Genomic DNA, 26,714 nt, shown 5'->3' on the forward strand with positions numbered 1-26,714 from the left:
CGGCGCCCGGCCTACATGTTGCGCCGGTACTGCCCACCGACCTCGAAGAACGCGGTCGTCAGCTGCCCCAGCGAGCACACCCGCGCGGCCTTCATCAGCTCGTCGAACACGTTGCCGTCGCCGGTGGCCACGTCCTGCAGCCGGCGCAGCGCCTGCTCGGCCTCGGTGCGGTGCCGGGACTGGAAGTCCTCCAGCCGGTCCAGCTGGGAGCGTTTCTCGTCCTCGGTGGCCCGGGCCAGCTCGATCTCCTGCGGCTCGGAGTCGCCGTTCTCCGGCTTGAGGAAGGTGTTCACGCCGACGATCGGCAGCTCGCCCGAGTGCTTGCGGTGCTCGTAGAGCATCGACTCGTCCTGGATCTTGCCACGCTGGTAGCCGGTCTCCATCGCGCCGAGCACCCCGCCGCGCTCGGCGATCGAGGAGAACTCGCGGAGCACGGCCTCCTCGACCAGGTCGGTCAGCTCGTCGATCACGAACGAGCCCTGCAGCGGGTTCTCGTTCAGCGACAGGCCCCACTCCTTGCTGATGATCATCTGGATGGCCATCGCGCGGCGCACCGACTCCTGGCTCGGGGTCGTGATCGCCTCGTCGTAGGCGTTGGTGTGCAGCGAGTTCGCGTTGTCGTAGAGCGCGCACAGCGCCTGCAGCGTGGTGCGGATGTCGTTGAAGTTCATCTCCTGCGCGTGCAACGACCGGCCGGAGGTCTGCACGTGGTACTTGAGCTTCTGCGACCGCTCGTTCGCGCCGTAGCGCTCGCGCATCGCCACCGCCCAGATACGCCGGGCGACCCGGCCGAGCACGGTGTACTCGGCGTCCATGCCGTTGGAGAAGAAGAACGACAGGTTCGGCGCGAACTCGTCGATGTCCATCCCGCGCGCCAGGTAGCTCTCGACGAAGGTGAAGCCGTTCGCGAGGGTGAACGCCAGCTGCGAGATGGGGTTCGCCCCGGCCTCGGCGATGTGGTAGCCGGAGATCGAGACCGAGTAGAAGTTGCGCACCTTGTGCGCGATGAACCACTCCTGGATGTCGGCCATCATCCGCAGCGAGAACTCGGTGGAGAAGATGCAGGTGTTCTGGCCCTGGTCCTCCTTGAGGATGTCGGCCTGCACCGTGCCCCGGACGTTCGCCAGCGCGTAGGCGGTCAGGTCCCCGCGCTCGGCGGCGTCCGGCTCCCGGTCGTGCTCGTCGCGGAACGCGTCCACCTGCTGGTCGATCGCGGTGTTGAGGAAGTAGGCCAGGATCGTCGGGGCCGGGCCGTTGATCGTCATCGACACCGACGTCGTCGGTGAGCAGAGGTCGAAGCCGTCGTAGAGCGCCTTGAGGTCGTCCAGCGTGGCGATCGAGACGCCGGAGGTGCCGACCTTGCCGTAGATGTCGGGCCGGGTGTCCGGGTCGTGCCCGTAGAGGGTCACCGAGTCGAACGCGGTGGACAGTCGCTTGGCCTCGGAGTCCTGCGAGAGGTACTTGAACCGGCGGTTGGTGCGGAACGGGTCGCCCTCGCCGGCGAACATCCGGGCCGGGTCCTCGCCCTCCCGCTTGAACGGGAAGACGCCGGCGGTGAAGGGGAAGTAGCCGGGCAGGTTCTCCCGGCGCAGGAAGCGCAGCAGCTCCGCGTCGTCGTCGTAGCGGGGGAGCGCGACCCGGCGGATCTTGTTGCCGGACAGCGTCTCCCTCGTCAGCGTCGTGCGGAACTCCTTGTCCCGCACGTGGTAGACGTACTCGTCGCCGGAGTACTCCTCGACCCGCTGCGGCCAGGCGTCCAGCAGCTCGGCCGAGGCGGCCGGGAGCTCCCTGTCGGCCTTGTCCAGCGCGTCGGTGACCGACTCGCCGACCAGCTCGCGCGCGGTGCGCAGGTGCTGGCGGGTGCGCGCCGCGCGGGCGTGCGTCTCGGTGTCGGCGTGGTACCCGCGGATCGTCTCGGAGATCTCGGCCAGGTAGCGCACCCGCTCGGGCGGGATCACCGCGGCGTAGTCCGACGAGGTCTTGGTGGTGACCCCGGGCAGCCGGCCCTCGCCGACGGTCAGGCCGTCCTCGCCGAGCAGGTCGCGCAGGTGCTGGTAAAGCGCGGTGACGCCGTCGTCGTTGAAGGTCGCGGCCGAGGTGCCGTAGACGGGCATGTCCTCCCAGCTCGCGCCGAACTCCTCGCGGTTGCGGACCAGCTGGCGTCCGACGTCGCGGCGGGCGTCCTCGGCGCCGCGGCGCTCGAACTTGTTGATCGCGACGACGTCGGCGAAGTCCAGCATGTCGATCTTCTCGAGCTGGGACGCGGCGCCGAACTCGGGCGTCATCACGTACAGCGAGTGGTCGACGAACGGGACGATGCCGGCGTCGCCCTGGCCGATTCCGGGCGTCTCGACGATCACCAGGTCGAACCCGGCCGAGCGCAGCACCGAGATCGTGTCGCCGAGCCGCTCCGGGAGCGAGCCGCCGTCGTTGCCGCGGGTCGCGAGCGAGCGGAAGAAGACGCTGTCGGTGCCTCTGGCGCCGGCGGGCGCGCCACCCGACAACGCGTTCATCCGGATCCGGTCGCCGAGCAGCGCGCCGCCGCCCTTGCGCCGGGTCGGATCGACGGCCAGCACCGCGATCCGCAGCTTGTCCTCCTGGTCGAGCCGGAAGCGGCGGACCAGCTCGTCGGTCAGCGACGACTTGCCCGAGCCACCGGTGCCGGTGATGCCCAGCACCGGCACCGAGCGCTCGGAGCCCTCGATCCCCGATCGCACCTCGTCCGGAAGCCGGCCGGCCTCGGCGAGCGTCAGCGCGCGGGCCAGCGTCGCGGTCTCGCCGGAGAACACCCCGTTTGCGAAGGCGGAGCTTGCGGAGCCGACCATGGACACCGTCGACGCCGACGACGGCGGCTCGGCCGGGAGGTCCGTGTCGCAGTCCCGGATCATGAGGTTGATCATTCCGGGGAGGCCGAGCTGCTGGCCGTCCTCCGGGGAGAAGATCCGCGCGACGCCGCGCGAGTGCAGCAGCTCGATCTCCTCGGCAACGATCACGCCGCCGCCCCCGCCGTAGACCTTGATGTGCCCGGCGCCGCGCTCGCGCAGGAGTTCGACCAGGTAGGAGAAGTACTCGACGTGCCCACCCTGGTAGGAGGAGATGGCGACGCCCTGGACATCCTCCTGGATCGCGGCGGTCACGACCTCGTCCACCGAGCGGTTGTGCCCGAGGTGGATCACCTCGGCGCCCTGGCGCTGCAGGATCCGCCGCATGATGTTGATTGCCGCGTCGTGCCCGTCGAACAGGCTGGCCGCGGTGACGAAGCGGACCGGGTGGGTGGGGACGTGCAGCTCGGAATCGGCGCCGCTGCTCGTTCCGTTGCTGGCCATGACCGGCTCCTCCTGCCGGGCGGACGGTGGGGTCCCGGCTCGATTTACTTTGACATCCTAGTATTGGACGTACAAGCAAACGGGGACGCCGTCACACTGCGATCACCGGGAAGGGGTCACGCCGCGTGCGGCTGGGGCCGGACCGGATGCACCGCCTCCTCGTCGGGCCCGGCCACGCGCCGCGGCCGGGCGTGCCGGCCGGTCGGCCAGGCGGCGGTGGGCCGGTGGGCGGCGGCGCCGTGTGCGAGCTCGCCGTGCGCGACCCCGTCGACCGCACTCCGGGCCCGGGCCAGCTTGCGGGCCCGCCATCTCTTCCCGAGGATCCTGCCCACGACACCGAGCAGCAGCAGGGTCAATCCGGATCCGAGGACGAGCGGCACCGCGAGCGCGGGGAAGGCCGCCGCGAGCAGGAAAGCCACCAGAGGCCAGTACAGCAGCGCACGCCCCGCGCCCCGTCGCGTCCAGTCGCGGTGAGGCGGCATGATCTATACCTACCCGACCGGCAAGATCAGCATGCACGACGCGCCGGGACGGTGACCGACAGTTTCGAGACCGGGAGCCGGAATTCATGTCCACGACACCGGATCGCACCGCCATCGACCCGTACGCCGACGTGCTCGTCGCCGAGAACGACCGCCTGGCCGCGCTGCTCGAGGGCGTGGACCCGGAGACCGGGGTGCCCACCTGCCCGGGATGGAGTGTCGTGCAACTACTCCGGCACGTCGGCCGGGGTCACCGCTGGGCCGCGCAGATGGTCGCCACCGGCGCGACCGAGGCATTGAACCCCCGGGAGGTGGCAGGCGGCAAGCCGCCCGAGGGCGGGCTCGACGTCGCCGCGCAGTGGCTGCGGGACGGCGCCACCGAGCTGCTCGACGCCGTCGTCGCGGCCGGTCGCGGGGCCCCGGTCTGGACGTTCACCGGACCGCAGCCGGCGGCCTGGTGGATCCGTCGCCGGCTGCACGAGTCGACGGTGCACCGGGCGGACGCCGCGATCGCGCTCGGTGTGCCGTTCGAGATCTCCCCGGAGCTCGCCGCCGACGGCGTCTCCGAGTGGCTCGGCCTGCTGGCCTCCCGCCCGGCCGGTGACGAGCCGGCACTGGCGGACGCCGCGACGCTGCACCTGCACGCCACCGACGAGGCGCTCGGCGTGACCGGCGAGTGGATGATCCGGTCCGACGGCGGCCGGATCGTCTGGGAGCACGGGCACGGCAAGGGCGATGCCGCCGTCCGCGGGAGGGCCGCGGACCTGCTGCAGGGGATCCTGCGCCGGATCCCCGCCGACGACGACCGCCTGCAGGTCCTCGGCGACCCGGACCTCTGGCGGACCTGGTTGTCGCGCACCGACTTCTGAGCCGACCGACCCGCCCGCGTCAAGGCTCCACAACGCGGGGACGGGGGGTGGGTGCTGTGGGGGTGAGGACGACCTCGGCCCTGGTGTCCAGGGCGGACGCGCTGCGCGGCCGCTCGAACCGGACGACGGCGCGCCGGTCGTCCAGCTCCAGGGTCGCGATCAGGTTGCCGAACAACGGCCCCGTGGTCCGCTCCCAGGTGACGCCCGCCCGGTCCGAGCCGGTGTCGCGGGCCCACCGGTTGCTGGCCCGGGCGATCAGCCGGGACCAGGAGATCCGGAACAGCACCTTCATGAATCCCGGGACCACGTTGTGCACCGGTGAGCAGGTCAGCTGGTGGATCCGGGTCCCGTCCGGGCCGGCGGTCGGCCGGTCACCCGGGAGGTGGTCGTGCACGTCGGCGGTGGCCGCGTAGCTGTGGTGCACGTCCCCGGACAGCACCGACACCGTGGCCGGTGCCGGGTCGCCGCCGCGTGGCCGGCACACCTGCCGCATCAGCTCGGCCATCCGCGCGAACGAGTGCCCGAACGCGGGCCAGTGCTCCAGGTCGGCCTCCTGGCGGGCCCACTCGGCGGCCCGGGCCACCCGCCCGGTGCCGTTCCCGCCCTTCTCCACAGCGGCCTGCAGGTCCGAGATCACCTGCGGGAGCAGCCACGGGATCGAGGTGCCCAGTACCAGGTGGTCCATCGCTCCCGGGGCGAGTGCCTGCTCGGTGATCCAGTCGAACTCGCCGTCGGAGACCATCTTGCGCGGCGTCGACTCGACGATCCGGCCGTTCCGTGAGTCGATCACGATCAGCCGGGTGCGGCCGAGCTGCCAGCAGTAGGAGAACCGCTCGTCCTTGTGCCGCTCCGGCCCCTGCCCGGTCTCGGCGTCCCACCGGTCGGCCCGCTCGCGCAGCAGCGGCCACACGTCGCCCTCGGCGGCCTGCACCGCCTGCCAGTCGGGGTCGGCCGCGAGGTCGGCGGGGGTGAGGTTGCCGAGATGCTGGTACACCCAGTACGAGGCCAGCCCGGCCCGCATCCGGTCCCGCCACCACGGGACGCGCGCCATCGTCGCCCGCCAGGCGCCGGAGGTGTTCCAGTCGTCGCGGACGTCGTGGTCGTCGAAGATCATCGCTGTCGGGACCGTCGAGAGCACCCAGCGGATCTCGGGGTCCGACCACGAGTCGCGGTAGAGACCGGAGTACTCCTCGAAGCTCACGATCTCGTCGTCCGGCCACTCCGGGTGCCGTTCGGTGCGCACGCCGATCCGGCGGCGGCTCTGCGGGGTCAGCTCGTCGGCGTAGACCTGGTCGCCGAGCAGCAGCAGGACGGTCGGCCACTGCTCCGGCGGCAGGGCCGCCATCCGGGCGGCGTAGGCGTCGAGGGCGTCCAGGCCGTACTGCCGGGCCAGCTTCGGGTCGGCCAGCTTGGCGTACCGGCAGGACCCGAACACGATCTTCTGGTGCTGTTCGGTGGCCGGTCCCCGGGTCGCGATCGCGCTGGGCGGGAACGGCGAGTTCGGCTGCGGCCAGCACCGGACACCGTCGACGTGCACCTCGTACGGGGTGCGGGTGTCGGGTTCCAGCCCGGTCACCTGCACGAGCGCGTAGTGCAGGCCCGCGACCTCGAAGGTGTCGGCCCGGCAGCCCAGGATCTCCACCCGGGACCGGCCGACGGTCTGTACCCAGACCGTCGCGGTCGTCTCGTCGACGTGGCGCAGCACCGGGCCGAGCAGGAGTGTCACCCGGCCGAGCGTAGCCCCGTCCCGCGGGACCGGACCGGCCCGGTCAGCTCTCCTCGAGGGCCAGCAGCCCGGCGCCGATCTTGCCGGCGTCACTCCTGAAAGCGGCCGGCAGGACCGGCGGGATCGGCCGCGCGGTGGGCGCGTAGGCGAACTCGTGGGCGGCGCGCCGGGCGGGCGCGAGCAGCAGCTCACCGGTGTCGACCAGGCCGCCACCGATCACCACCGCCTCCACCTCGAAGATCGCGTTCAGGCTGGCGATCCCGATGCCGAGTGCCCGGCCGAGCCGCTGGAACAGCGTCTGCGCGGTGACGTCGCCGGCCATCGCGGCCCTCGTCACGTGCTCGCCGCCCACCTCCCCGCCGGACTCCGCGGCCAGCGTGGCGATCAACCCGGACGGGTCACCGGCGGCGGCACTGCGCCCCATCCTGGTCAGCGCGGTTCCGGACGCGAGGGCCTCCAGGCAGCCGTAGTTGCCGCAGCCGCACTGCGGCCCGTCCGGGTTGACGTTCATGTGGCCCACCTCGGCGCCGAGGCCGTGCGGGCCGCGGTAGATCCGTCCACCGAGGACGATCCCGGCGCCGACGCCGGTGCCCACGGTCAGCAACAGCATGTCGTCGTAACGGGTCTCGCCGAGCCTGGCCTCGGCCAGCCCGGCGACGTTGCCGTCGTTGTCGACGACGGTGGGCAGCCCGCTGGCCCCCTCCAGGAACCCGCGCACGTCCCAGTCCCGGTAGCTGTTGTTCGGGGCCCACCGGATCCGCCCGACCGGCCACACCACCGTGCCGGCCGCGCCCACCCCGATGGCGCACACGCCCTCGCCCGCCTCGTCCGCGCACAGGTGCTCGACCATGTCCCGCAACAGGTCGTTCATCGTGTTCGCGTCCGACGTGTCCGGGGTGTTGCGCCGCAGTTCGGCGTGGACCGTGCCATCCTCGCCCACGATCGCTCCCGCGACCTTCGTTCCCCCGATGTCGATCCCGATCGCCCGCCGTCCGTTCGTCACCCGGGCATGATTGCGACCCTACGGTCGTCGTGCCACACCGACCCGGGTTTGCGGACGTGGTGACCGGGGAAAGGTGCCCCATGCCAGTCTTGCGACGAGTTGCCCGCCCGATGCTCGCGGCCGTGTTCATCTACGGCGGCGTGAACGCTCTCCGCCAGCCCGAGGGTCACGCGCAGGTGGCCCGGCCGGTGTTCGACCAGGCCGCCCCGGTGGTCGACAAGGTGGTCGAGAACGCGCCGCTGCAGCGGCGCCCGGACAACGAGACCCTCGTCAAGGTGGACGCCGGCGTGAAGATCGCCGCCGGGACGCTGCTGGCGGTGGGGAAGTTCCCCCGGCTGTCGTCCACCGCGCTGGCCGCCTCCGTGATCCCGACGACGCTGGCCGGGCACCGCTTCTGGGAGGAGACCGACCCGCAGCAGCGCAACGAGCAGCAGATCCACTTCCTGAAGAACGTCGGCCTGCTGGGTGGCCTGCTCATCGCGGCTTCCGACACCCACGGCAAGCCGTCCCACGCCTACCGGACCCGCCGGGCCGCCGAGCGGGCCCAGGCGACGTTCTCCTCCACCGAGACGCCGGACCTCGCCGAGACCGGTGCGCAGTGGGCGGCCGGCCTGACCGGGGCCGGCACGTCGCTCGCGGCCGCCGCCTCCGGGGCCCGGGACAAGGTCTCCGAGGCCGTCGCCGAGCACGGCCCGACCGTCCGTGAGCGGGCCGCCGAGTTCTCCGGGCAGGCGTCCGAGCGGGCCGCGCACCTGAGCGAGACCGTGTCGGAGCGGGCCTCCACCTGGTCCGACGAGCTGTCGAAGACCGCCGAGGCCGCCGGGAAGCGGGCCGAGAAGCGGGCCAAGCAGGTCGAGAAGCGCGGCGCCAAGCTGCAGAAGACCGTCGACAAGCAGGGCAGGCACTACCGCAAGGCCGCCGGTCGCAAGGGCGACCGGTGGATCAAGGAGGCGGAGAAGCGCCGGGCCCGCTGGGAGCAGCAGGCGCAGAAGGCCGTCGCCCGGGCGGAGAAGCGCGCTCCGGAGTACGCCGACCGGCTCAGCGTGCTCGCCGACCAGGCCCAGACCCAGGCCGCGAAGCTCGGGTCGGACCTCGCCGACCGCGCGTCGGTGGCAGGCGCCGAGGCGGCGAAGAACGCGAAGGGCGCCGCCAAGGACGCCCGCAAGCGCGCGAAGGCCGCCGCCCGCTAGCTCCGACGGCACCCGACCGCCCCGGTACCCGGCAACGGGCCGGGGCGGTCGTGTGTCCGGGGCCGTCAGGCCGGGCGCAGCACCTGGAGCTCGCCGGTGTCGCGCGACCGCACCTCGACGACGACGGCGCCGGACCAGGCGGGCGGGTGCAGCGCGTTCGCCATCCGGGTGAACAAGGCCTGGGTGCGCGCGTTCGCCGACGCCTGGTCGGCGATCAGGTTCGGCATCATCCCGCCGGAGCGCTTGCGGACCGTCAGCGGCAGCGTCGACAGGCCGGTCAGCAGCCGGTGCAGCCGCCCGACGTCCGCGGCGCGGCCCGCCAGGTCCGACTCGATCAGCGGGCGGAGCGCGGTCAGCGGCCGGTTCGCCGAGCGCAGCAGCTGGTCGGCGGCGGTCAGCACCAGGCGCCGGGCGTCCAGCACGAGCGCCTGGTAGGCGCCGTGCACCGCGCCGGGGAACCCGGTCCAGCCCAGCTTCCCGACCTCGCCGAGCTGCTCGCGCAGGCCGATCCCCTGCGTCCCGCTCCGGTCGGCGGCCGCCACCACGCGCTCCCAGCCGGCGATCCAGGCGTGCGTCTGGTGCCGCAGCACCGACAGGTTCGCGACGGCGGTGTCCAGCCCGCCGCCCGAGCCCAGCACGCCGTTCTCGAGCAGCTCGGTCTGCGCGTCGCGCAGCGCCTCCTCGGCGGCCCCCAGCCGCGAGTCCAGCCGGGCCCGGCAGCTCGGGGCCAGGTCGGTGACCGCACCGGTCAGCTCGTCGAGCACCCGGCGCTGGGTACCGGTGGTGGCGATCTCGACGGCCGTCGTCAGGGCGAGCAGGCCCAGCCCGGCCCCCGGCGCCGGACCGGCACCGGGGGTGTCGACCGGCAGCAGCGCCGACGGTCCGGCGGGCCCCGGGACGGTCTCCGCGCCGCCGAGCCGCAGCAGCGGCTCGGCGCCGAAGGCCTCGGGGAGCGCGAGCCGGAACGTCAGCCCGCCCTCCGGCCCGCGGGCGGCGCCCGGGCGGGCGAGGCGGCGGGCCAGCTCGCTCGACGCGGTGACCGCGGCACCCCAGTGCCGGTGCTCGGCGTCCGGGCGCTCCGGGCGCCAGCTCAGCAGCAGCGCCGGGCCGGCCGGAGCCGGTGCGGGCGGGCCGCCGTCGCGGCTGTTGCGGGCATTGCGGGCGTCGCCGTTGCGCTCCGGTGTCCCGACGTCGGCACCGCCGGGCCGTCCGTCGAGCGGGAGGACGACACCGCGAGGGTCGTCGGGTTGACCGAGCATGTCTCTCCAACGACCTCACCGCCCGCGAGGTCACTGCGCCGATCAGGGCAGTTCCGGACGAGCATCGGTGGCGCGGCCCTCGCCCGGAGGCGCCACAACCGGTAGAACTCCGGTCGTGGGGACCGCGTACGTGATCGGCACGCACGATACCAAGGGCACCGAGCTGGCCCATGTGGCCGACCTGGTGGCCGCGACCGGTGTCGCGGTGCGGCGGGTCGACGTCTCGACCTCCGGTACGGCGGAACCGGGCCCGGACGTCGGCGCCGCCGAGATCGCCGCGCACCACCCGGGCGGCCCGGATGCGGTGTTCACCGGCGACCGGGGCAGCGCGGTCGCGGCCATGGCCGAGGCGTTGCGCGCCTACCTGCTGGGCCGGCACGCCGGCGGTGACGTCGGCGGGGTGCTCGGGCTGGGTGGCTCCGGTGGCACCGCGCTGGTCACCCCGGCGATGCGGGCGCTGCCGATCGGGGTGCCGAAGGTGATGGTGTCCACGGTGGCCTCCGGGGACACCGCGCCCTACGTCGGCGCCGGCGACATCGCGATGCTGCACTCGGTCACCGACGTCGCCGGGCTGAACCGGATCTCGCGCCGGGTGCTGGGCAACGCCGCGCACATGCTGGCCGGCGCGATCGCCGCGCCGGCGCCGGCGGTCGGCGACGACCTCCCGGCTGTGGGCCTGACGATGTTCGGGGTGACCACCCCGTGCGTGACGCAGGTCCGGGAGCGGCTCGGCGACGAGGTGGACGCGCTGGTCTTCCACGCCACCGGGACCGGCGGCGCGGCGATGGAGAAGCTCGTCGACGACGGCCTGGTCGACTCGGTGCTGGACCTGAGCACCACCGAGGTCGCCGACCTGCTGGTGGGTGGGGTGATGGCGGCCGGCGAGGACCGGCTGGACGCCGTCGCGCGCGTCGGGGTGCCCTACATCGGGTCCTGCGGTGCCCTCGACATGGTCAACTTCGGGACGCCGGCGACCGTCCCGGAGCGGTTCGCCGGGCGGCTGTGCTACGAGCACAACGCGAACGTGACGCTGATGCGGACCACGGCCGCGGAGAACCGGATGATCGGGGAGTGGCTGGCGCGCAAGCTGGACGCGCTGAGGGGGCCGTGGCTGTTCCTGCTGCCCGAGGACGGGGTGTCCGCACTGGACGCGCCCGGGCAGGCGTTCCACGACCCGGACGCCGACGCCGCGCTGTTCACCGCGATCGAGTCCGGGGTGTCCCGGCCGGATCGGGTGCGCCGGGTGCCCCGGCACGTCAACGACCCCGAGTTCGCCGACGCGGTGCTCGCCGCGTGGCGGGAGGTGCAGGCATGAAGCGTCGCGGCGAGCTGATGGAGCACTTCAGTGACATGGCGGCGCGCGGCGAGCCGATCGTCGGCGGCGGGGCCGGGACGGGGCTGTCGGCCAAGTGCGAGGAGGCCGGCGGGATCGACCTGATCGTCATCTACAACTCCGGCCGCTACCGGATGGCCGGCCGCGGGTCGCTGGCCGGGCTGCTGGCCTACGGCAACGCCAACGACGTCGTCGTCGAGATGGCGGCCGAGGTGCTGCCGGTGATCCGCCGGACGCCGGTGCTGGCCGGGGTGAACGGCACCGACCCGTTCCTGCTCACCGACCGGTTCCTGGACGAGCTGGTCTCGCTCGGCTTCGCCGGGATCCAGAACTTCCCGACCGTCGGGCTGATCGACGGCGTGTTCCGGGCCAACCTGGAGGAGACCGGGATGGGGTTCGCGCTGGAGGTCGACCTGGTCGCCGCGGCGCGGGCGAAGGACATGCTGACCACGCCGTACGTGTTCTCCGCCGACGACGCCCGGGCGATGGCCAGGGCCGGGGCGGACATCGTCGTCTGCCACATGGGGCTGACCACCGGTGGCTCGATCGGAGCGGAGACCGCGAAGACCCTGGATGACTGCGTGACGCTGGTCGACGAGTGGGCGGAGGCCGCGCTCGAGGTCCGCGACGACGTGCTCGTGCTCTGCCACGGCGGCCCGATCGCGATGCCCGACGACGCCGCGCACGTGCTCGCCCGGGCGCGGCACTGCCACGGCTTCTACGGGGCGTCGTCGATGGAGCGGCTCCCCACCGAGACCGCGCTGACCGAGCAGACCCGGGCCTTCAAGAGCGCGGTACGGCGATGAGCACCCCGCGACGGACCCGCACCCCGAGGCGGCCTCGCACCCCGAGCCCCGAGTAGTCCCCGTCCGAACAGGAGCACCGATGCCCCGCCCGTACTCCAGCGCCGTGATCCCGGCGCCACTGGCCGAGGTCTGGCCGCACGTCCGCGACTTCGGTGGCATCCACCGCTGGCACCCGGCGATCGAGACCGGCGAGCTGGTGCGCGGCGCCTCGGGTGCCGAGGTCGGCGCGCAGCGCCGGCTCACCCTCGGCGACGGCGGCGTGGTCGTCGAGGAGCTGCTGGCCCTCGACGAGCGCGGTCACGCGGTCACCTACGAGATCCTCGAGGCGCCGTTCGCGGTCCGGCGCTACGTCTCGACGCTGCGGCTGGCCCCGGTGACCGCGCTGGGACACACCTTCGGTGAGTGGTGGACCGAGTTCGACGCCGATGCCGACGCCGAGGGCGACCTGGTCGACCTGTTCGCGAACGGTGTGTTCGGCGCGGGGCTGGCCGCGTTGGCCGAGCGCTTCGCCTGACGCGGCGCCTGCCCGCGGCCGTGATCGCCGGTTGTGGAAGGGGACGTTCGCGATGCGACCGCCACGCTCCACAACCGGAGATCTCGACGTGTGCTCAGCCGCGCTCGACCCGCGCGTCCGGCCCGGGAACGAAGATCGACTCGCTGCGGTCGTCCCAGCGCACGCGGTAGCGCGGCTGGTCGGTGTCGCCGCTGATGACCTCCAGCACCTCGCCCTGCCGACGACCGTGGTCCACGATCGCGGCCTCGACGACGATCCGGTCGCCCACCGTTGCCGTGTCGTGCATCGCTGCTCCTTCCGATCGGTAGATGCGGATGGTCCAGGATGCCATCCGGCGTGCGGTCCTGCCGGATAGCCGGGGCGCGTCGGCGTGCGCGGCGCGCAGCCGGTCGGTTGACTCGACGGGTCAGTCGCAGTCGGGTCCGCTCGACGGCGTCGCCGAGCAGCTGCAGCGGGCCGGGACCGATGTAGCCGGGATCAACGGCCTGGGATCAAGGACCGGGCACGGCCGGGCTTCAGCGCTCGGTGCCGCCGGGGCGGGCGCCCTCGGGTTCCTGCGGGACGGCGGCGACGACCTCGGCGGCGTTGCCGTAGGTGCCCTCGGGCAGGCTGCGCATCGCCTCCAGGGTCTCCTCCCCGGCGTCGCGCTCGCGGGCGTAGTCGAGCACCTCCTGGCGGGTTCTGGGGAAGCTCGCGCCCTGCAGGGCCTTGTCGACGCGCAGATCGTCGCGGTGGGTCACGGTGTCTCCTCTCGCGCAGCCGGCCGGATCAGCGGGTCGGCCGGTTCGGGGTCTGCCCGGCGACGCCGTGCCGCAGCGGCTGGTTGTACTGCTGCTGGTCGGCGTCCTCCACCGGCGAGCCGCGGTCCGGGACACCCGGCTTCTCGGGCTGGGCGCCGGCCGGGTCACCACCGGTCGGGGCGGCGTCGCCCGAGCGCAGGTCGGACAGCCGCTGCTCCATCAGCTGCACGATCGGGAGCCGGTTCGCGTGCCCGCGCTCGTAGTCGAGCAACTGCTCGAGGCCCGCGGCGTCGAGGGTGCGGATCCGGTTCGCCAGCCCGTTCTCGGGCAGGTGGTCGAAGTCCGGGATCGGGAGCTCGGATCGGTCGGTCATGCAACGGGATACCACGTACGGCGCAGCTCACACGTCGTACACCCGGTCCGTCCGGGCCTGGTGGACACCGCCGGTGGGGTCAGCGCGGTCGCTCGAAGGTGACCAGGATGCCGTCGACGCCGCCGGGGCCGATCCGGCCCTTGACCTCGACCGAGGTGATGGCCTTCAGCTGCCAGCCCTTGTCCGCGTGGTCGTTGAGGATCTTCTCCAGCTTGTCGCCGGACATCTTGCCGCCGACCAGGCCCTCGCGGAGCTCGACAACCTTGTACTCGTAGCCGCTCATGTCCGGTCAACGTCCGCGGGACCGCGTCCGGTTCCCCGCCGCCGGGAGGCGGAGCGCGGTCAGCGGCCTGCGGTCGTGGTCTCCAGGTCCTCGACGCGCAGCGGGGTGAGGTCGGAGACGCGCAGGAAGTCGCCCAACGTCGTGCCGGTGGCCCCGCTGTCGACGTTGCGCGGCCCCCGGCCGGCCCGCACGTCGTCGATGTTGATCGTGCGCAGGTCGTAGGAGAACCGCGTGACGCCCGAGGTGTTGGGCGCGGAGGCGTGCAGGTGGTTCGAGGAGAAGATGAACACGTCACCCGCCCCGCCGGCGACGCGAATCTCGCCGTGGCTCTGGAAGTCTTCGAGCGGCAGCGGGTGCGGGCGGTCGTCCTTCGTGATCTTCTCGTTCGCCGCGAACCGGTGGTTGGAGACCCACTCGTCGTAGTCGTAGGCGTTCGAGCCGTTCTTCACCGGCCTGTCGAAGTAGTCGGTGTACATGCTCATGACGTTGTCGCCGACGACGGGGAAGACCGGCGTCCAGTAGTTCACGAGCTGCTGGGGGTGGCCGTACCACATGTCGCGGTGGGCCTTGTAGTTGTAGCTCACACCGGCGGTCAGGAAGTCGTCGGCGGGGATGACCCGCAGCCGCGGGATGTCGAAGTAGGTCCGCTCCGGATCCATGTCCAGGTCGAGGGCGAACTGCCGGCACAGCTCCTTGGTCCGCTCCCCGTTGGTGAACTCCGCCTTCAGCGGGCCGACCCGGCCGACGAACTCCTCCACGCTCAGCTCGAACTGGGCCCGCTCGGGGTCGAGCCCCGTGAACGCCCCCGAGATCAAGTCCTTCGCGTGGTCGACCAGGGCGAGCGGGCCCGGCTTCCCGCTGTAGAGGTAGAAGTCCCCGGCGAACAGCGATTCCCGACGTTCGTCGTCGGTGACCTGCCGGTTGAGATAGACCGTGATCATTTCGCCCCTGCTCCTGAGGTCCGCAATAGCTATTGCGGACCGCAAGCTACCAGCCGCCGGAAGGCGTTCGCGACGGGGTGCCGGGTTCCCGGACGCGTGAACTTTCCGGGCGATGGTGGGCAGGTCACCGGGACCTTCAGGTTCCTTTCAGCATCGTTGTGGTCGCATGACCGGTTCCGGCCGGACACGAACCGAGTGGAGCACGCGTGAGCCAGAGCGAGGAGCCGGCGGTGCGGGCGCTGCGCGAGCTCCGCGAACAGTTGGCGGCGACGGTCGGTGACCTGGAGACGGCCGCCGACCGGCTCGCGGAGCTCGCCGAGCTCCGGGCCGCCGGTCGCTCGTGGTCGGAGATCGTGCTCGACGAGGACCGCCCGCTGATCGTCGAGACGATCACTCAGGCCCTGGACGACCTGGGCGCCGTCGGCAGCCGGTTCCGCCGCGAGGAGGCCCGTGCCCTGCACCGGGAGGAGATGGGCATCAGCCGGATCGGTCAGCTGTTCGGGGTCAGCCGGCAGCGGATCTCCGCGCTGATCCACGGCGGGCCGTCCGGCGACCGGCCGGAGCCCGGGCGTGCCGACGAGAGTGGCGGCGAGCTACGCGGCTGATGGCGCGGGCATCGCGGACGCCCGCCGGAGCGCTACCGTATCGTGCGGGCGGCCTCCGCCGGGCCGATCTGGGCGACCGGCCGCGGTGCCGGGCGGGGCGAACGGAGGGTCTCGGTCGTCGGCGTCACCGGAGCCAGGGACGGCCGGATCCGGCGGGCGACCCGTTCCAGCACCTCCCGGTGCACCTCCGCGGGAGCCGTCGACGGCTGCGCCTGCACGATCACCTCACCCGCCCAGGACAGGGCCCGATCGGCGGACAGGTCGTCGGCCAGCTGCTCCGGTGTCCGCCCGGCCGCCAGCGGACGGGACAGCGCTACCCGGGGAACTCCGCGGGCGTAGGTCCAGTAGCGCGCCAGGTCGGGCACGACGCCGCCGGTGCCCGGCGGCTGCCCGGAGACGATGCCGACTCCACGGGCCGCGGCCGCGTCGATCGACGACGACGTGCCGGTGGCCCACCACACCCGTTCGGCCAGGTCACCGGGCAGCAGCTCCAGCAGGATGTCGAGCCGGGCGAGCGTGTCGGAGTGCCGGTCGTCGTAGCGGCGTCCGAACCGTCGCGATGCGTCGGCGTCCGCCCCGGCGCCGATCCCGAGTTCGAGCCGTCCGCCGCAGAGCGCGTCCAGCACCGCGGCGTCCTCGGCGAGCCGTCGGGGGTCCTCCAGCGGCAGCGCGACGACCGCCGTGCCCAGCCGGATCAGCCGGGTGCGTTCGGCGACCGCGGCCAGCAGCACCAGCGGAGAGGGCAACAGGCCGTCGAGATGCCCGTCGCGGTGCTGGGCGACCCAGAAGGAGTCGAAGCCGAGCTGCTCGGCCCGCACCGCGAGCTCGACGGTGTCCCGGAACGCGCGCGCCGGGTCGTCACCGGTGACGTGGGTGAGGTAGCCGAACTGCACCGTCGGAGGGTAGGTGAGCCGGGGTCGCCACCGGACGGGTGACCGGGCGGGGCGGGCTCGACCGGCTCGGCCGCCACGCGTCGAGCCGGCCTGTTCAGTGCTTCTGTACCGGCTCGGTGCCGAGCAGGTCCGCGTACTCGGGCGGCAGCTGGGCGGCGACGTGCTCGATCTCGGCGTCGGTGACGGCAACCGTCACCGCGTGCATCGTCGCCCGTGCGTGCTGACGGCCCTGCGCCTCGGTGACGTTCTCCCGCTCGGCGACCCGGCGGTAGAACTCGGCGAGGTCGAACCGCTCGCCCGGCGCGTCGGACGGGAGGAACGGCTTCAGCTCCGCGGGGAGCTGGGCGGCGAGGTTGGACGACTGCCCGCCCGCGAGCCGCTGACCGAGCACCTCGAGCGTCGAGCGGACCGCCCGACCGGCGGTCTCTCGGTCGGTACCGGTGCTCTCGGACACTGCCTGGACGATCTCCTCTTCCTGCATGGCCCTCGTCTACCCGGCGACCGGCGCTTCACACTCCACCCGAGCGTCGGGGGAGCGACACGAGGAGCGTGTGCGGCAGCCGGAGCATCGGTGTCCAGTAATCTCGAGGTCCCGCGGCGGTAGCTCAACTGGTCAGAGCAGCGGACTCATAACCCGTCAGGTTGCCGGTTCGAGCCCGGCCCGCCGCACAAATCCCCAGTTCGTAGCCTTGCTGTCGAAGCACGACGCCGTAGAGTGATCTAGTCACACGACGCTCGAACGTGTGCTCCGGTCGCAGCGGCGCGACAGCGACACTGCGAGTTCGAGTACGGATCTCACCTTGGATGGCCCGTGACGCCGCCGCCTTCGTCGAGCCGGCACGCTCGATCCTGAGCTTGACCCCCTACGCCGGACACCGACGGTGCGGGGTCAGTGATCCTGGTCTGGCGGGGCGTGGGCGGCTTCGTAGCCGACCGGGCTGAGCATCCCGATACTGGAGTGGCGCCTGATCGGGTTGTACCAGCACTCTATCCACTCGAATATCGCGTTGGCAAGCTCGGCACGGTTTTTCCAAGTCCGGGAATCGAGCAGTTCCAGTTGCATCGTGCCCCAGAACGACTCGACCACGGAGTTGTCGTAGCAGTCGCCGATCGACCCCATCGAGCCGACGAGTCCAGCGTCGACCAGTCGCCGCCCGAACGCCCATGAAGTGAATTGTGAGCCGTGGTCGGAGTGCAGGATCGCCGAATGCGGCTCGGGGCTGCGGCGGATGGTCGCCATACCGAGGGCGTCGGTGACGAGTTCGGTGCGCATGTTGTCATCGATCGACCAGCCGACCACCCGTCGTGAATAGGCGTCGAGGACCGCAGCGCAGTACAGCTTCCCTTCTTGCGTGGGATGTTCGGTGATATCGGTCATCCACAGTTCGTCCGGGCCGTCGACGGTGAAGTCCCGGTCGACCAGGTCGGCGTAGGGCTCGGCGTGCGGGTCACGGACCGTGCAGCCTCGGCGGCGTCGCCGGTAGAGGCCCTGGATCCCGGCCTGACGCATCAACCTGGCGACACGCTTGTGGTTGACCACCTGCCCGAGCCCGAGGGTGAGCTCGGCGTGCACCCGTGGCCATCCGTAGGTCCCGCGAGAGTCTTCGTGGATCCTCTCGATGTGTTTGAGCAGCAACTCGTTCTCCATCGCCCGGGCAGATTGTCGCCCGGATCGCCATTCGTAGTAGCCCTGGCGGCGTACGCCAAGAACCCGGCAGGTCACCGCGACGTCGAATCCGTCGTCGGCGAGTTCACGGACCAGCGGGAAGACTACTTTGGGAGAACGTTCTCCCGGGCGAAGTACGCGGCCGCGCGCTTGAGGATCTCGTTCTCTACCTCAAGGCGACGCTTCTCCTTACGGAGCTCGGCCAGCTCACGCTTCTCCACGCTGCTCAGGCGCGAATCGGAGCCGCCGGCGTCGTCCGCGTCGGCCTGCGCCATCCAGTTCCGCAGGCACGACTCTGAAATCGACAGTTCTTTCGCGATCGCAGACACCGGCTTGTCGCCGGCGCGAGCGAGGTCGACCGCGCGGCGCCGGAACTCCGGCGGGTGAGGTGCAGGCACGAACAACATCCTCCCTGGCGGACCGGGTCCACCTCAGGTGACGTGTCCGGTGTCAGGGGTCAAGCTCAATCCAGCGGGTGGCGCCGTCGAAGTCCCGAAATCTGCAGCGGGCGCGACCACGGGCACGCCTTCGAGGACAGGGCTCTGATCCACGCGACGCGCCCACCGCACCGCAGACTTTCGGCCCTGTCGGCCTCTCCAGGGGCGCGCTCACCCCGGACTCCACCAGACTGCCCGCCGCCCGCCTGCAGTGGGTGGGTCAGCCGCGCGGATCGCGCTCGGCCCGTTCGCGACGGAGCCGGTCGAGGTCGTCACCGGCGAGCGCGGTCCAGAACCTCAGTGCGGCGTGCTCCATCTCCAGACCCAGCTCGAGAGTGATCATGCGCGGCTCTGCCCAGTCTTCGCGGCCGTGCCGGGCGACCATGTCCTCGTAGTCGGCGATGCGGCTCTCGTGCTGACGGATCTGCTCCCGGGCGAGCTTCCCGACGTCGTCCGGGGAGCCGGCTTCGTTGAAGAACAGCTTCAGCTCGGCGACGTCGCGCATCTCGAAGTGCTCGGGTGTGGGCGCGGCGAGCCACTCGCGCAGCGCGGACCGGCCCTCACTCGTAAGGGAGTACGTCTTGCGTCGCCGACCGCGATCTTCAGTGTTGAGTGCGAGCAGCCCGGCATGGGCGAGTCGTTCCGGCTCGGAGTACAGCTGTGCGTGCGGGAAGTGCCAGAAGTAGCCGACGGATCGGCTCACCGCCCGCTTGAGGTCGTACGGCGTCGAGGGCCCGCGCAACGCGATCATGCCCATGACCAGATACGACGTCGTGGACAGCCGCATCTGCTCTCCCCTCGTGACGGTCGTTGCTTCGCAAACTCTAAACCCGGGCAGTCGCTGGGCCGCGGATGCGGCTGCACGGCCATCTCACACATCGCAGGGCTCTTCGACGCCGCCGTGTTCAGGCCCGGTATCGGAGTGTGCGGGTGCGTGCTGATCCGGGTGCGATGACCAGGGCGGAGATCGGGAGTGCCTCGGTCGGCCCGCCGGTCTTGGGTACGTAGGGCTGCACGGCGGTCCGCACCGAGGCGACCCCGGGCGATGTCGTGCCGCTCCTACGGAGCGTGACCGTGCGGGAATACCGCTCGTGCAGGCCGTGGCTGCGGCCGGCCGGGGACGACCTCCGGCAGGGCGATCGTGCTCTCCGATGTGGACGTCACTTGTGGTGAGGCCGCAGACCGTCGAGAGCAGCCGGGCCGCGGCGCCCCGGTGACGACTGCACGCGCCAGGTATGGGGCTCGGCGAACTTCGCGGTGGGGCGGCCTGTACACCGCAGCACGGAGCGCTCGGGACGAGAGCACGACCGGGGTGGGACCCCGGCGTGTGCTGCCCCATGGACGTTGTACGGGTTCGGCGCTCCGGGTCGGCGCGCTCTTGGGCTTCCGTTCGCACCATATGAAACGTATGGTCTGGAACAGACCAACTGAGGGAGTCGGATGGACCTGGTGACGACACTGCGATGGGCGGTCGAGCGCAACCCCGACCGGCCTGCGGTCAGGGGCACCGGCAGGTGGCTCTCCTACCGGGAGTGGGACGCGCGGACCGACCGACTGGCCGGAGCTCTGCGCAGCTTGGGCGTGAGGCCGGGGGAGCGCGTGGGTCTGGTGATGCACGGCGGCGAGCAGCTCGCGAGCCTGCATCTCGCCGTGCAGAAGCTCGGTGCGGTCTCGGTGCCGCTCTCGACCCGCTTCGGGGTCGACGAGCTCGCTTACTGTCTAAACGACGCCGACACCTGCCTGGTGATCGCCGACCCGGCGCACGCGGAGCGTGTCGCCGCCGCAGGCCGAAGCGAGCTGCTGCGCGACGTGGCGGCCGTCGACGAGTTGGCGGCCCGTCTTGACGACCCGGTCTGTGTGGTCCCGGACGAGGTGGACCTCAGCGTCATGCTCTACACCTCCGGCACCACCGGTAAGCCGAAGGGTGTCCCACGCACACATCGTGCCGAACACCACGCCGCCGTCGCGCACGTGATGCAGACCCGGCAGCGGCAGGGCGTCGCGACCCTCGGTGTGATGCCGCTGTTTCACACCATGGGCCTGCGCACCCTGCTCGCCTCGATCGTCGTCGGCGGCACGTGGGTGGGCCAGGGCGTATTCGACGCCGACGAGTCGATGCAGCTGATCCTCGACGAGGGTGTCGGATCGCTCTACCTGGTCCCGACGATCTACTGGTCGCTGCTGCGCACCGGCCGGCTCGGCGAGGCCCGAGCGCTCGACAACCTGGCCTACGCCGGCGCCGCCATGACGTCGTCGCTTGCCGAGAAGCTGGTCGCCGAGGTCGGGCCGGCCTCGTTCGTCAACCACTTCGGCTCGACCGAGATCTACACCTTCACCATCGGACCCGACGTCGCCGCGAAGCCCGGCAGCGCGGGCCGCGCGGGGCTCTTCTCCCGGGTGCGGCTGATCGCCCCGGACGCCGGCGCCTCCGTCGACGAGGAGGTCAAGCGCGGAGAGCAGGGGCAGATGATCGTCTCGATGGCCTCGCCCGAGGCGTTCGGCGGATACTGGCAGCGGCCGGACGCGAACAATAAAACCATCAGGGATGGCTGGTACCACACCGGTGACCTGGCCATCACCGACGAGGACGGCGATCTCTGGGTCTCCGGCCGCACCGACGACATGATCAACTCCGGTGGCGAGAACATCTACCCGGACGAGATCGAGTCCGTCCTGGCCCGTTGCCCCGAGATCGACGACGTCTGCGTGGTCGGGCTGCCAGACGAACGCTGGGGCCACGCGGTGTGCGCGTTCGTGGTCCCCGTCCGCGGAGCCGACCCGCTGGCCACGGCCGAACACGCGCTGGCCTTCACCCGGAAGCACCTGCCCTCGCTGAAGCGACCGAAACGGGTGATCGCTGTCGACTCGGTCCCACGATCCGGGGTCGGCAAGACGCTGCGCCGCACGCTCGTCGCCGGCGAGTACATCCCGAAGGGAGAAGCGCGTGCCTGAGGGCGCCGAGAACTGGGTCCCGAGCCGGGACGAGGACGCCGCGCTGATCACCGGCCGGGGCGCGTTCCTCGATGACCTCGACCCACTCCCCGGCACGCTGGTCGCCGCCGTCGTGCGGTCCACCCGCCCGCACGCCCGGCTGCGGTCGGTCGATCTGTCCCGGGCCCGGGCGTATCCGGGGGTGGCGGCGGTGATCGGCCCGGAGGAGGTGCGCGCCGCGTTGCGGCCGTTCCCACTGTCCACTGGGGCGGCGATGCCGTACCTGCCGACCGGGGTGGACAAGGTGCGGTTCGTCGGCGAGCCGATCGCCGTCGTCGTCGCGTCCGACCGCTACATCGCCGAGGACGCCGCCGAGCTCGTCGCCGTGGACTACGACGAGCTGGGCGCCGTCACCGCCGCCCGCGCCGCGCTGGAACCGGACGCTCCGCTGCTGCACGACGACGCCGGGTCCAACGTCGCCACCGACCGCACCTTCGCCTTCGGCCCGGTGGAGGAACGCTTCCGCGACGCAGCGCACGTGGTGACTGGCAGCTACGACTTCCCGCGCTACTCGTCGGTGCCGATGGAGTGCTACTCGGTCATCGCGCACTGGACCGAGGGCAACGACGGGCCGTCGGTCGAGTCCTGGGCGAACTTCCACGGACCGTTCTCGATGGTGCCGGTGATGGCCGGCGCGCTCGGGATACCGACGTCGCGGGTGCGCTTGCACGTGCCCGCCGACATCGGCGGCAGCTTCGGGATCAAGGCCGGGATCTACCCCTACGTGGTGCTGATGGCGCTCGCCTCCAAGCACGCCGGCACCCCGGTCCGCTGGACCGAGGACCGCGTCGAACACCTGATGGCAAGCTCCACCGGCGCCGACCGGGCGATGACCTTCTCCGCCGCCGTCGACGCCGACGGCACGGTCACGGCGCTGCGTACCGACCTGATCGACAACGTCGGCGCCTATCTGCGCCCGCCGGAGCCTTCCACGCTCTACCGCTGCTACGGCAACATCACCGGCCCGTACCGGATCGGCGCGGTCGAGATCCGCGCCCGCGCAGCGGTCACGAACACGATGCCGACCGGGCTGAACCGCGGCTTCGGCGGTCAGCAGCTCTACTTCGGGTTGGAGCGGCTGATGGACGCGGTCGCCGCGGCGACCGGCCTGGACGTCATCGAAGTGCGACGCCGGAACCTGGTGACCTCGTTCCCGCACGAGACCGCGACCGGTGGCGTCTACGACTCCGGCGACTACGCCGCGGCTCTGGACCTGGTTGTGAAGAACGCCGACCTGGCCGAACTGGAACGTCGGCGCGAGGCGGCCCGCGCCGAAGGCGCCTTCTACGGCATCGGCACCGCGCTGGTCGTCGACCCGTCCGGTACCAATATCGGCTACGTCGGCCTGGCCACCCCCGCCGAGGACCGCAAGCCGGGGAGGGACAAGTCCGGCTCGACCGAGCACGTCCGGATGTCGGTCGACCTGCAGGGGGCAGTGACCGTGCTGCTCGGCTCGGTACCGCAGGGCCAGGGGCACGCCACGGTGGCCCGCAAGGTCGCCGCGCAGCGGCTCGGGCTCCCGCTGTCGCAGGTCCGGGCGGTCGTCGACATGGACACCGCGACGACGCCGTGGACGGTCAGCTCGGGCTCCTACTCGTCGCGGTTCGCACCGCTGGTCACGAGTGCGGTCGTCGCCGCGGCGGACACCATCGCGTCTACCGTGAAGGCTGCCGCGGGAACGATGCTGGAGGGGGCCGCTCCCGGCGAGCTCACCCTCGCCGACGGCAAGGTCATCCACCCGGACGGCCGGTCGGTCGCCTTCCGGCACGCGGCGGGCCTCGTGCACTGGGACCCGGCCGCCTTGCCCGACGGTGTCCCCGCCCGCCTCTACTCCGAGGCCGAGTTCTCCCCGCGAGAGACCAAGGCCGCCACCGCGGACGACCGGATCAACTCCTCGCTCTGCTATGGCTTCGTGGCCGAGATCATCGCGGTACGGATCGATCCGGAGACCCTCGAGATCGCGATCGACCGGGTGTCCTCGGTCCACGACGCCGGCACCGTGCTCGACCAGACGCTGCTCGAGGGGCAGGTGTACGGCGCGCTCGTGCACGGTCTCGGCGGTGCCGCCTACGAGGAGTTCACCCACGCCGAGTCCGGCCAGCCGACCGCGGCGACCTTCCTCGACTACCTGTGCCCGACCAGCGCCGAGGCCGGGTTCGACCTGCGTACCGACCACGTGGTGACCCCGTCGCCGCTGACCCCGCTCGGCGCCAAGGGCTGCGGCGAGGGGTCGTCCATGAGCTTCCCGGTGGCCTACGCCAACGCCGTCGCCGACGCGCTGGCTCCGCACGGGATCGACATCACCCGCCTGCCGCTGCACGGCGAGGCACTGCACCAACTGCTCACCGAGAAGGGGAACTCCTGACATGGCACTCACCGGCGGCGACGTCGTCCTCGAGCGCGGACACGACGGGCAGATCGCGTACCTGACCCTGTCCCACGGGAAGTACACGGTCGTCACGATGGAGATGCGCCGGCTGGTCGCCGAGCGATTCGCCGAGATCGACCGGGACCCGCAGATCCGGGTCGTGGTGGTCCGCTCGGACGGCGAGCACTTCACCTCCGGCGGCGACATCGCCGGGTTCATGGAGGTCGACCCGATCGACCTCACCGACCTCGGCCACGACGTCACCGCGCCGGCCCGCAGCACCAAGCCGGTGATCGCCGCGATCGACGGCTACTGCTTCGGCGTCGGGCTGGAGATGGTGCTGTCCTGTGACATCCGGCTCGGCACCCCGCGTACCCAGCTCGCGCTGCCCGAGATGAACCTCGGCATGATCCCCGGCTCCGGTGGCACCCAGCGCCTGGCCCGGCTGATCGGGCTGTCCCGGGCGAAGTTCCACATCATGACCGCGACGCGGATCAAGGCCGAGCAGGCGCTGGACTGGGGACTCCTGGCCGGCCTGTATGAGGACCGCGACGCGCTGTACTCGGACGTCGACGCGATCGCGCGGAAGATGGCCGGCTTCTCCCCGGCCGCGCTGCGCACGGCCAAGGAGGTGCTCGACCGCGGGGTCGACGGACCGCTCTACACCGGCATCGAGCTGGAGCGGAAGGCGTACTCGATGCTGCGGGCGACCGAGGACTTCGCCGAGGGCGTCAAGGCGTTCGGGGAGAAGCGCACACCGAACTTCACGGGTCGCTGATGAAGGCCGCACCGTTCGCCTACGTCCGCCCCGCCCGGCTCGACGACGTGCTCGGCGAGCTCGCCGGCGGGGACGGCAAGGTACTGGCCGGTGGCCAGTCGCTGGTACCGGTCCTGGCGATGCGGCTGGGCCGCCCGAGCACCCTGGTCGACATCACGGCCGTACCCGAGCTGACCTCGTCCACATCGGACACAGAGGGCTACCGGGTCGGCGCAGCGGTGCGGCAGCGCGCGGTCGAGCACGACCGGGCGGCCCACGCCGTCCCGCTGATCGGGATGGCCATGCCGTTCGTCGGGCACCGGGAGCTGCGCAGCCGCGGCACGGTCTGCGGCAGCCTTGCGCACGCCGACCCGGCCGCCGAGCTCCCTGCCCTCGCGTGCTGCCTCGACGCGACCGTCGAGCTGGCCGGCCCGGCCGGACGGCGGAGGGTGCCGGCCGGGGAGTTCGTGACCGGTGCGATGACCACCGCGGCCGGCCCGGAGGACGTTGTCGTCTCGGTGACGTTTCCCCCCGCCCGCACGAGGGAGGGGTTCGGGTTCGCCGAGATCGCCCGGCGGCACGGCGACTTCGCGCTCGCCGGCGCCGTCACCCGGGTCCGGGTCGGCGGCGACGGCGCCGTGACCGACGCCCGGCTGACCGGCTTCGGGATCTCCGACCGGGCCGTGACCCGAGACGTCACGTCACTGCTCACCGAGCACGAGGACGACCTGCGCCCGGCCATCGCGGCGCTCGCCGACGACGTCGTCGACACCGGAGGAGACGCGCACGGCTCCACCGGCTACCGACGCCGGCTGTTCGGCGTGCTCGCCGCTCGCGAGCTGTCCCGTGCGCTGCACCGCGCCCGGAACGGGAAGGAAAGTTCATGACCACGGTGGAGCCGAGAAGAACGGGCCCCGCCCAGCCGCGGGCCCGGGTCGCCGCCGACGAGACCGCCGGAATCACGATGACGGTGAACGGCACCGAGACCACGGTCACCGTGCCGCCCCGCGCGCACCTCGGTGACGTGCTGCGCGAGCAGCTCGGTCTCACCGGCACCCACCTCGGCTGTGAACACGGCGTCTGCGGCATGTGCACCGTGCTCGTCGACGGCGAAGCCGCCCGCGCCTGCCTGTTGTTCGCGGTGCAATGCGACGGCTCGGAGATCGTGACCGTCGAGGGCCTGGGCACACCCGACGACCAGCACCCGCTCCAGCAGGCGTTCTCAGCGCATCACGGCCTGCAGTGCGGGTTCTGCACCCCCGGAATGCTCATGAGCAGCTACGACCTGCTCGCGAACACTCCGGACGTCGAGAGCGACGAGCTCCCCGAGCAGATGTCCGGCGTGCTCTGCCGGTGCACCGGGTACCGCGGCATCCTCGCCGCCGTCGACGACGTGCGCCAGACCTATCCGGACGGTGTCCCGGGGCCACGGGCGTGCGGCGCGCGCACCCTGGTCGGGCGGGTCTCGTCAGGCGGGACCGGAGCCGCGGCAGCCGAGACGGACGTCCCGGAGGCGGCGCTCCCGCAGGAGGTGCGGCTGCCGTCCGGGCCCCCGTCTGCGGTCGTCGACGTCACCAGCCCGCTCCGCTCGCCGGTCGAGCGGGTCTGGGCGGTGCTTGACGACTTCGACCTGCTCGCCCGCTGCCTGCCGGGAGCGCGGCTCACCGAGGTGCTCGACGACGACCGGTACCGCGGTAGGGCCGTCGTCGCGCTCGGCCCGGTGAAGCTGTCCTTCGATGGTCTGGCCCAGGTCGTCGAGCGGGACCCGGCCGCGCACCGGCTGCGGTTCCACGCACAGGGCGCCGACGCCGGCGGTAGCGCCACGCAGGCCGACGTCCTGCTGGCCGCCGAGGCCGGACCGGACGGCGGCACGGTCCTGACCGCGCACGCCGACGTCCATCTCACCGGCCGGGTCGCGCAGTTCGGCCGGGCATTGGCCGGGGACGTGTCGCGCCGAATGTTCGAGCAGTTCGCGGCGAGCGTCGACGAGGCCGCAGAGACCGGGTCGGTCACCGAGCCCCGCCGGGGTGCGCAGCTCCGCCTGGTGCTGGGGACCGTCCGGGACACCGTCCGCGCGCTCACCCGCCGTGGGCTCGCCCGCGCCCGCGTCCTGCGGCGCCGGTAACCACCCGGCCCTCCAGTCCGGTAAGTG

26 protein-coding genes and 1 tRNA gene are annotated in these 26,714 nt (G+C 72.0%); 12 read left to right on the top strand and 15 right to left on the bottom strand.

Going from position 1 to position 26,714, the window contains the following annotated elements; translation table 11 throughout:
• Positions 1–11: 11 nt before the first annotated feature.
• Both icmF and ACLFMI_RS16295 read right to left on the bottom strand, forming a co-directional pair.
• A complete protein-coding gene (icmF, locus tag ACLFMI_RS16290; protein WP_410948709.1) occupies positions 12–3,326 on the bottom strand; it encodes a fused isobutyryl-CoA mutase/GTPase IcmF in 3,315 nt (1,104 codons plus the stop codon).
• Between the two features lie 116 nt (positions 3,327–3,442).
• Positions 3,443–3,745, bottom strand: a complete 303-nt coding sequence (locus ACLFMI_RS16295; RefSeq protein ID WP_410948710.1) for a hypothetical protein — start codon at positions 3,743–3,745, stop codon at positions 3,443–3,445.
• A gap of 149 nt (positions 3,746–3,894) precedes the next feature.
• Between ACLFMI_RS16295 and ACLFMI_RS16300 the strand changes: the two genes are divergently transcribed.
• Entirely contained in the window at positions 3,895–4,677 is a 783-nt protein-coding gene (locus tag ACLFMI_RS16300) for a maleylpyruvate isomerase family mycothiol-dependent enzyme (RefSeq protein WP_410948711.1), read from the top strand.
• Positions 4,678–4,696: 19 nt separating this feature from the next.
• Here the strand turns inward: ACLFMI_RS16300 and ACLFMI_RS16305 are convergent, their stop codons facing one another.
• Both ACLFMI_RS16305 and ACLFMI_RS16310 read right to left on the bottom strand, forming a co-directional pair.
• Positions 4,697–6,403 carry an alkaline phosphatase D family protein gene (locus tag ACLFMI_RS16305; RefSeq protein WP_410948712.1) on the bottom strand — a complete coding sequence of 569 codons (1,707 nt, stop codon included), beginning with the start codon at positions 6,401–6,403 and terminating at the stop codon, positions 4,697–4,699.
• 43 nt (positions 6,404–6,446) lie between these two features.
• Positions 6,447–7,406 carry an ROK family protein gene (locus tag ACLFMI_RS16310; protein WP_410948713.1) on the bottom strand — a complete coding sequence of 320 codons (960 nt, stop codon included), beginning with the start codon at positions 7,404–7,406 and terminating at the stop codon, positions 6,447–6,449.
• A gap of 110 nt (positions 7,407–7,516) precedes the next feature.
• On the opposite strand from ACLFMI_RS16310, the gene ACLFMI_RS16315 reads away from it, so the two are divergent.
• Entirely contained in the window at positions 7,517–8,596 is a 1,080-nt protein-coding gene (locus ACLFMI_RS16315; protein WP_410948714.1) for a DoxX family protein, read from the top strand.
• A gap of 65 nt (positions 8,597–8,661) precedes the next feature.
• Here the strand turns inward: ACLFMI_RS16315 and ACLFMI_RS16320 are convergent, their stop codons facing one another.
• Positions 8,662–9,855, bottom strand: a complete 1,194-nt coding sequence (locus ACLFMI_RS16320) for a hypothetical protein (RefSeq protein ID WP_410948715.1) — start codon at positions 9,853–9,855, stop codon at positions 8,662–8,664.
• Between the two features lie 115 nt (positions 9,856–9,970).
• Here ACLFMI_RS16320 and ACLFMI_RS16325 point away from each other — a divergent pair, with 115 nt between their 5' ends.
• The 3 genes from ACLFMI_RS16325 to ACLFMI_RS16335 all read left to right on the top strand — a co-directional run bounded on the left by ACLFMI_RS16325 (position 9,971) and on the right by ACLFMI_RS16335 (position 12,508).
• On the top strand, positions 9,971–11,170 hold the full coding sequence (locus tag ACLFMI_RS16325; protein WP_410948716.1) for a Tm-1-like ATP-binding domain-containing protein: 1,200 nt from the start codon (positions 9,971–9,973) through the stop codon (positions 11,168–11,170).
• On the top strand, positions 11,167–11,994 hold the full coding sequence (locus ACLFMI_RS16330; protein ID WP_410948717.1) for a phosphoenolpyruvate hydrolase family protein: 828 nt from the start codon (positions 11,167–11,169) through the stop codon (positions 11,992–11,994). Before ACLFMI_RS16325 ends, ACLFMI_RS16330 begins: the two co-directional genes overlap by 4 nt.
• 79 nt (positions 11,995–12,073) lie before the next feature.
• Positions 12,074–12,508 (top strand): SRPBCC family protein, encoded by a 435-nt coding sequence (locus tag ACLFMI_RS16335; protein ID WP_410948718.1) that lies wholly within the window; start codon positions 12,074–12,076, stop codon positions 12,506–12,508.
• A gap of 94 nt (positions 12,509–12,602) precedes the next feature.
• On the opposite strand, the gene ACLFMI_RS16340 is transcribed toward ACLFMI_RS16335, so the two are convergent.
• The 5 genes from ACLFMI_RS16340 to ACLFMI_RS16360 all read right to left on the bottom strand — a co-directional run bounded on the left by ACLFMI_RS16340 (position 12,603) and on the right by ACLFMI_RS16360 (position 14,845).
• Positions 12,603–12,794 (bottom strand): DUF1918 domain-containing protein, encoded by a 192-nt coding sequence (locus ACLFMI_RS16340; protein WP_410948719.1) that lies wholly within the window; start codon positions 12,792–12,794, stop codon positions 12,603–12,605.
• Between the two features lie 229 nt (positions 12,795–13,023).
• Positions 13,024–13,248, bottom strand: coding sequence for a DUF2795 domain-containing protein (locus tag ACLFMI_RS16345; protein ID WP_410948720.1), 225 nt, complete (start codon positions 13,246–13,248; stop codon positions 13,024–13,026).
• Between the two features lie 28 nt (positions 13,249–13,276).
• Positions 13,277–13,621, bottom strand: a complete 345-nt coding sequence (locus ACLFMI_RS16350) for a hypothetical protein (protein ID WP_410948721.1) — start codon at positions 13,619–13,621, stop codon at positions 13,277–13,279.
• 79 nt (positions 13,622–13,700) lie between these two features.
• Positions 13,701–13,904, bottom strand: coding sequence for a DUF4177 domain-containing protein (locus ACLFMI_RS16355; protein WP_410948722.1), 204 nt, complete (start codon positions 13,902–13,904; stop codon positions 13,701–13,703).
• 59 nt (positions 13,905–13,963) lie between these two features.
• A complete protein-coding gene (locus tag ACLFMI_RS16360) occupies positions 13,964–14,845 on the bottom strand; it encodes a phytanoyl-CoA dioxygenase family protein (protein ID WP_410948723.1) in 882 nt (293 codons plus the stop codon).
• 206 nt (positions 14,846–15,051) lie between these two features.
• Here ACLFMI_RS16360 and ACLFMI_RS16365 point away from each other — a divergent pair, with 206 nt between their 5' ends.
• Positions 15,052–15,450 carry a hypothetical protein gene (locus tag ACLFMI_RS16365; protein WP_410948724.1) on the top strand — a complete coding sequence of 133 codons (399 nt, stop codon included), beginning with the start codon at positions 15,052–15,054 and terminating at the stop codon, positions 15,448–15,450.
• A gap of 32 nt (positions 15,451–15,482) precedes the next feature.
• On the opposite strand, the gene ACLFMI_RS16370 is transcribed toward ACLFMI_RS16365, so the two are convergent.
• Together ACLFMI_RS16370 and ACLFMI_RS16375 are read right to left on the bottom strand one after the other, a co-directional pair.
• Entirely contained in the window at positions 15,483–16,343 is an 861-nt protein-coding gene (locus ACLFMI_RS16370) for an LLM class flavin-dependent oxidoreductase (protein ID WP_410948725.1), read from the bottom strand.
• A gap of 94 nt (positions 16,344–16,437) precedes the next feature.
• Positions 16,438–16,824, bottom strand: coding sequence for a DUF2267 domain-containing protein (locus tag ACLFMI_RS16375; protein ID WP_410948726.1), 387 nt, complete (start codon positions 16,822–16,824; stop codon positions 16,438–16,440).
• Between the two features lie 113 nt (positions 16,825–16,937).
• Between ACLFMI_RS16375 and ACLFMI_RS16380 the strand changes: the two genes are divergently transcribed.
• Positions 16,938–17,012: transfer RNA gene (locus ACLFMI_RS16380), tRNA-Ile, on the top strand.
• A 220-nt stretch (positions 17,013–17,232) separates the two neighbouring features.
• Here ACLFMI_RS16380 and ACLFMI_RS16385 read toward each other — a convergent pair.
• From ACLFMI_RS16385 to ACLFMI_RS16395, 3 genes are all read right to left on the bottom strand, one after another.
• Positions 17,233–18,105, bottom strand: a complete 873-nt coding sequence (locus ACLFMI_RS16385) for an IS3 family transposase (protein ID WP_410948830.1) — start codon at positions 18,103–18,105, stop codon at positions 17,233–17,235.
• 8 nt (positions 18,106–18,113) lie between these two features.
• Positions 18,114–18,407: a transposase gene (locus tag ACLFMI_RS16390; protein WP_410948727.1), complete on the bottom strand. Its 294-nt coding sequence runs from the start codon at positions 18,405–18,407 to the stop codon at positions 18,114–18,116.
• A 259-nt stretch (positions 18,408–18,666) separates the two neighbouring features.
• Positions 18,667–19,233 (bottom strand): PadR family transcriptional regulator, encoded by a 567-nt coding sequence (locus tag ACLFMI_RS16395; protein ID WP_410948728.1) that lies wholly within the window; start codon positions 19,231–19,233, stop codon positions 18,667–18,669.
• A 653-nt stretch (positions 19,234–19,886) separates the two neighbouring features.
• Here ACLFMI_RS16395 and ACLFMI_RS16400 point away from each other — a divergent pair.
• The 5 genes from ACLFMI_RS16400 to ACLFMI_RS16420 are packed head-to-tail and all read left to right on the top strand — an operon-like array spanning position 19,887 to position 26,687.
• Positions 19,887–21,398, top strand: coding sequence for a class I adenylate-forming enzyme family protein (locus ACLFMI_RS16400; protein WP_410948729.1), 1,512 nt, complete (start codon positions 19,887–19,889; stop codon positions 21,396–21,398).
• Positions 21,391–23,802, top strand: coding sequence for a xanthine dehydrogenase family protein molybdopterin-binding subunit (locus ACLFMI_RS16405; RefSeq protein WP_410948730.1), 2,412 nt, complete (start codon positions 21,391–21,393; stop codon positions 23,800–23,802). Before ACLFMI_RS16400 ends, ACLFMI_RS16405 begins: the two co-directional genes overlap by 8 nt.
• Position 23,803: 1 nt before the next feature.
• Entirely contained in the window at positions 23,804–24,583 is a 780-nt protein-coding gene (locus ACLFMI_RS16410) for an enoyl-CoA hydratase/isomerase family protein (protein ID WP_410948731.1), read from the top strand.
• On the top strand, positions 24,583–25,449 hold the full coding sequence (locus ACLFMI_RS16415) for an FAD binding domain-containing protein (protein WP_410948732.1): 867 nt from the start codon (positions 24,583–24,585) through the stop codon (positions 25,447–25,449). The genes ACLFMI_RS16410 and ACLFMI_RS16415 overlap by 1 nt, the downstream gene beginning before the upstream one ends.
• Complete coding sequence (locus ACLFMI_RS16420; RefSeq protein WP_410948733.1) at positions 25,446–26,687, top strand: 2Fe-2S iron-sulfur cluster-binding protein; 1,242 nt, start codon at positions 25,446–25,448, stop codon at positions 26,685–26,687. The genes ACLFMI_RS16415 and ACLFMI_RS16420 overlap by 4 nt, the downstream gene beginning before the upstream one ends.
• The last annotated feature ends 27 nt before the right edge of the window (positions 26,688–26,714 follow it).

The organism is Pseudonocardia nantongensis (assembly GCF_046546495.1).
Lineage (GTDB): Bacteria > Actinomycetota > Actinomycetes > Mycobacteriales > Pseudonocardiaceae > Pseudonocardia > Pseudonocardia nantongensis.

What these genes read in the sequence shown, in the direction of transcription:
- ACLFMI_RS16420 (WP_410948733.1), top strand. Translation starts at nt 25,446, where the DNA reads ATGACCACGGTGGAGCCGAGAAGAACGGGCCCCGCCCAGCCGCGGGCC.
- ACLFMI_RS16410 (WP_410948731.1), top strand. Translation starts at nt 23,804, where the DNA reads ATGGCACTCACCGGCGGCGACGTCGTCCTCGAGCGCGGACACGACGGG.
- ACLFMI_RS16400 (WP_410948729.1), top strand. Translation starts at nt 19,887, where the DNA reads ATGGACCTGGTGACGACACTGCGATGGGCGGTCGAGCGCAACCCCGAC.
- ACLFMI_RS16350 (WP_410948721.1), bottom strand. Translation starts at nt 13,621, where the DNA reads ATGACCGACCGATCCGAGCTCCCGATCCCGGACTTCGACCACCTGCCC.
- ACLFMI_RS16300 (WP_410948711.1), top strand. Translation starts at nt 3,895, where the DNA reads ATGTCCACGACACCGGATCGCACCGCCATCGACCCGTACGCCGACGTG.
- ACLFMI_RS16315 (WP_410948714.1), top strand. Translation starts at nt 7,517, where the DNA reads ATGCTCGCGGCCGTGTTCATCTACGGCGGCGTGAACGCTCTCCGCCAG.
- ACLFMI_RS16395 (WP_410948728.1), bottom strand. Translation starts at nt 19,233, where the DNA reads ATGCGGCTGTCCACGACGTCGTATCTGGTCATGGGCATGATCGCGTTG.
- ACLFMI_RS16375 (WP_410948726.1), bottom strand. Translation starts at nt 16,824, where the DNA reads ATGCAGGAAGAGGAGATCGTCCAGGCAGTGTCCGAGAGCACCGGTACC.
- ACLFMI_RS16335 (WP_410948718.1), top strand. Translation starts at nt 12,074, where the DNA reads ATGCCCCGCCCGTACTCCAGCGCCGTGATCCCGGCGCCACTGGCCGAG.
- ACLFMI_RS16330 (WP_410948717.1), top strand. Translation starts at nt 11,167, where the DNA reads ATGAAGCGTCGCGGCGAGCTGATGGAGCACTTCAGTGACATGGCGGCG.
- ACLFMI_RS16320 (WP_410948715.1), bottom strand. Translation starts at nt 9,855, where the DNA reads ATGCTCGGTCAACCCGACGACCCTCGCGGTGTCGTCCTCCCGCTCGAC.
- ACLFMI_RS16415 (WP_410948732.1), top strand. Translation starts at nt 24,583, where the DNA reads ATGAAGGCCGCACCGTTCGCCTACGTCCGCCCCGCCCGGCTCGACGAC.
- ACLFMI_RS16360 (WP_410948723.1), bottom strand. Translation starts at nt 14,845, where the DNA reads ATGATCACGGTCTATCTCAACCGGCAGGTCACCGACGACGAACGTCGG.
- icmF (WP_410948709.1), bottom strand. Translation starts at nt 3,326, where the DNA reads ATGGCCAGCAACGGAACGAGCAGCGGCGCCGATTCCGAGCTGCACGTC.
- ACLFMI_RS16340 (WP_410948719.1), bottom strand. Translation starts at nt 12,794, where the DNA reads ATGCACGACACGGCAACGGTGGGCGACCGGATCGTCGTCGAGGCCGCG.
- ACLFMI_RS16355 (WP_410948722.1), bottom strand. Translation starts at nt 13,904, where the DNA reads ATGAGCGGCTACGAGTACAAGGTTGTCGAGCTCCGCGAGGGCCTGGTC.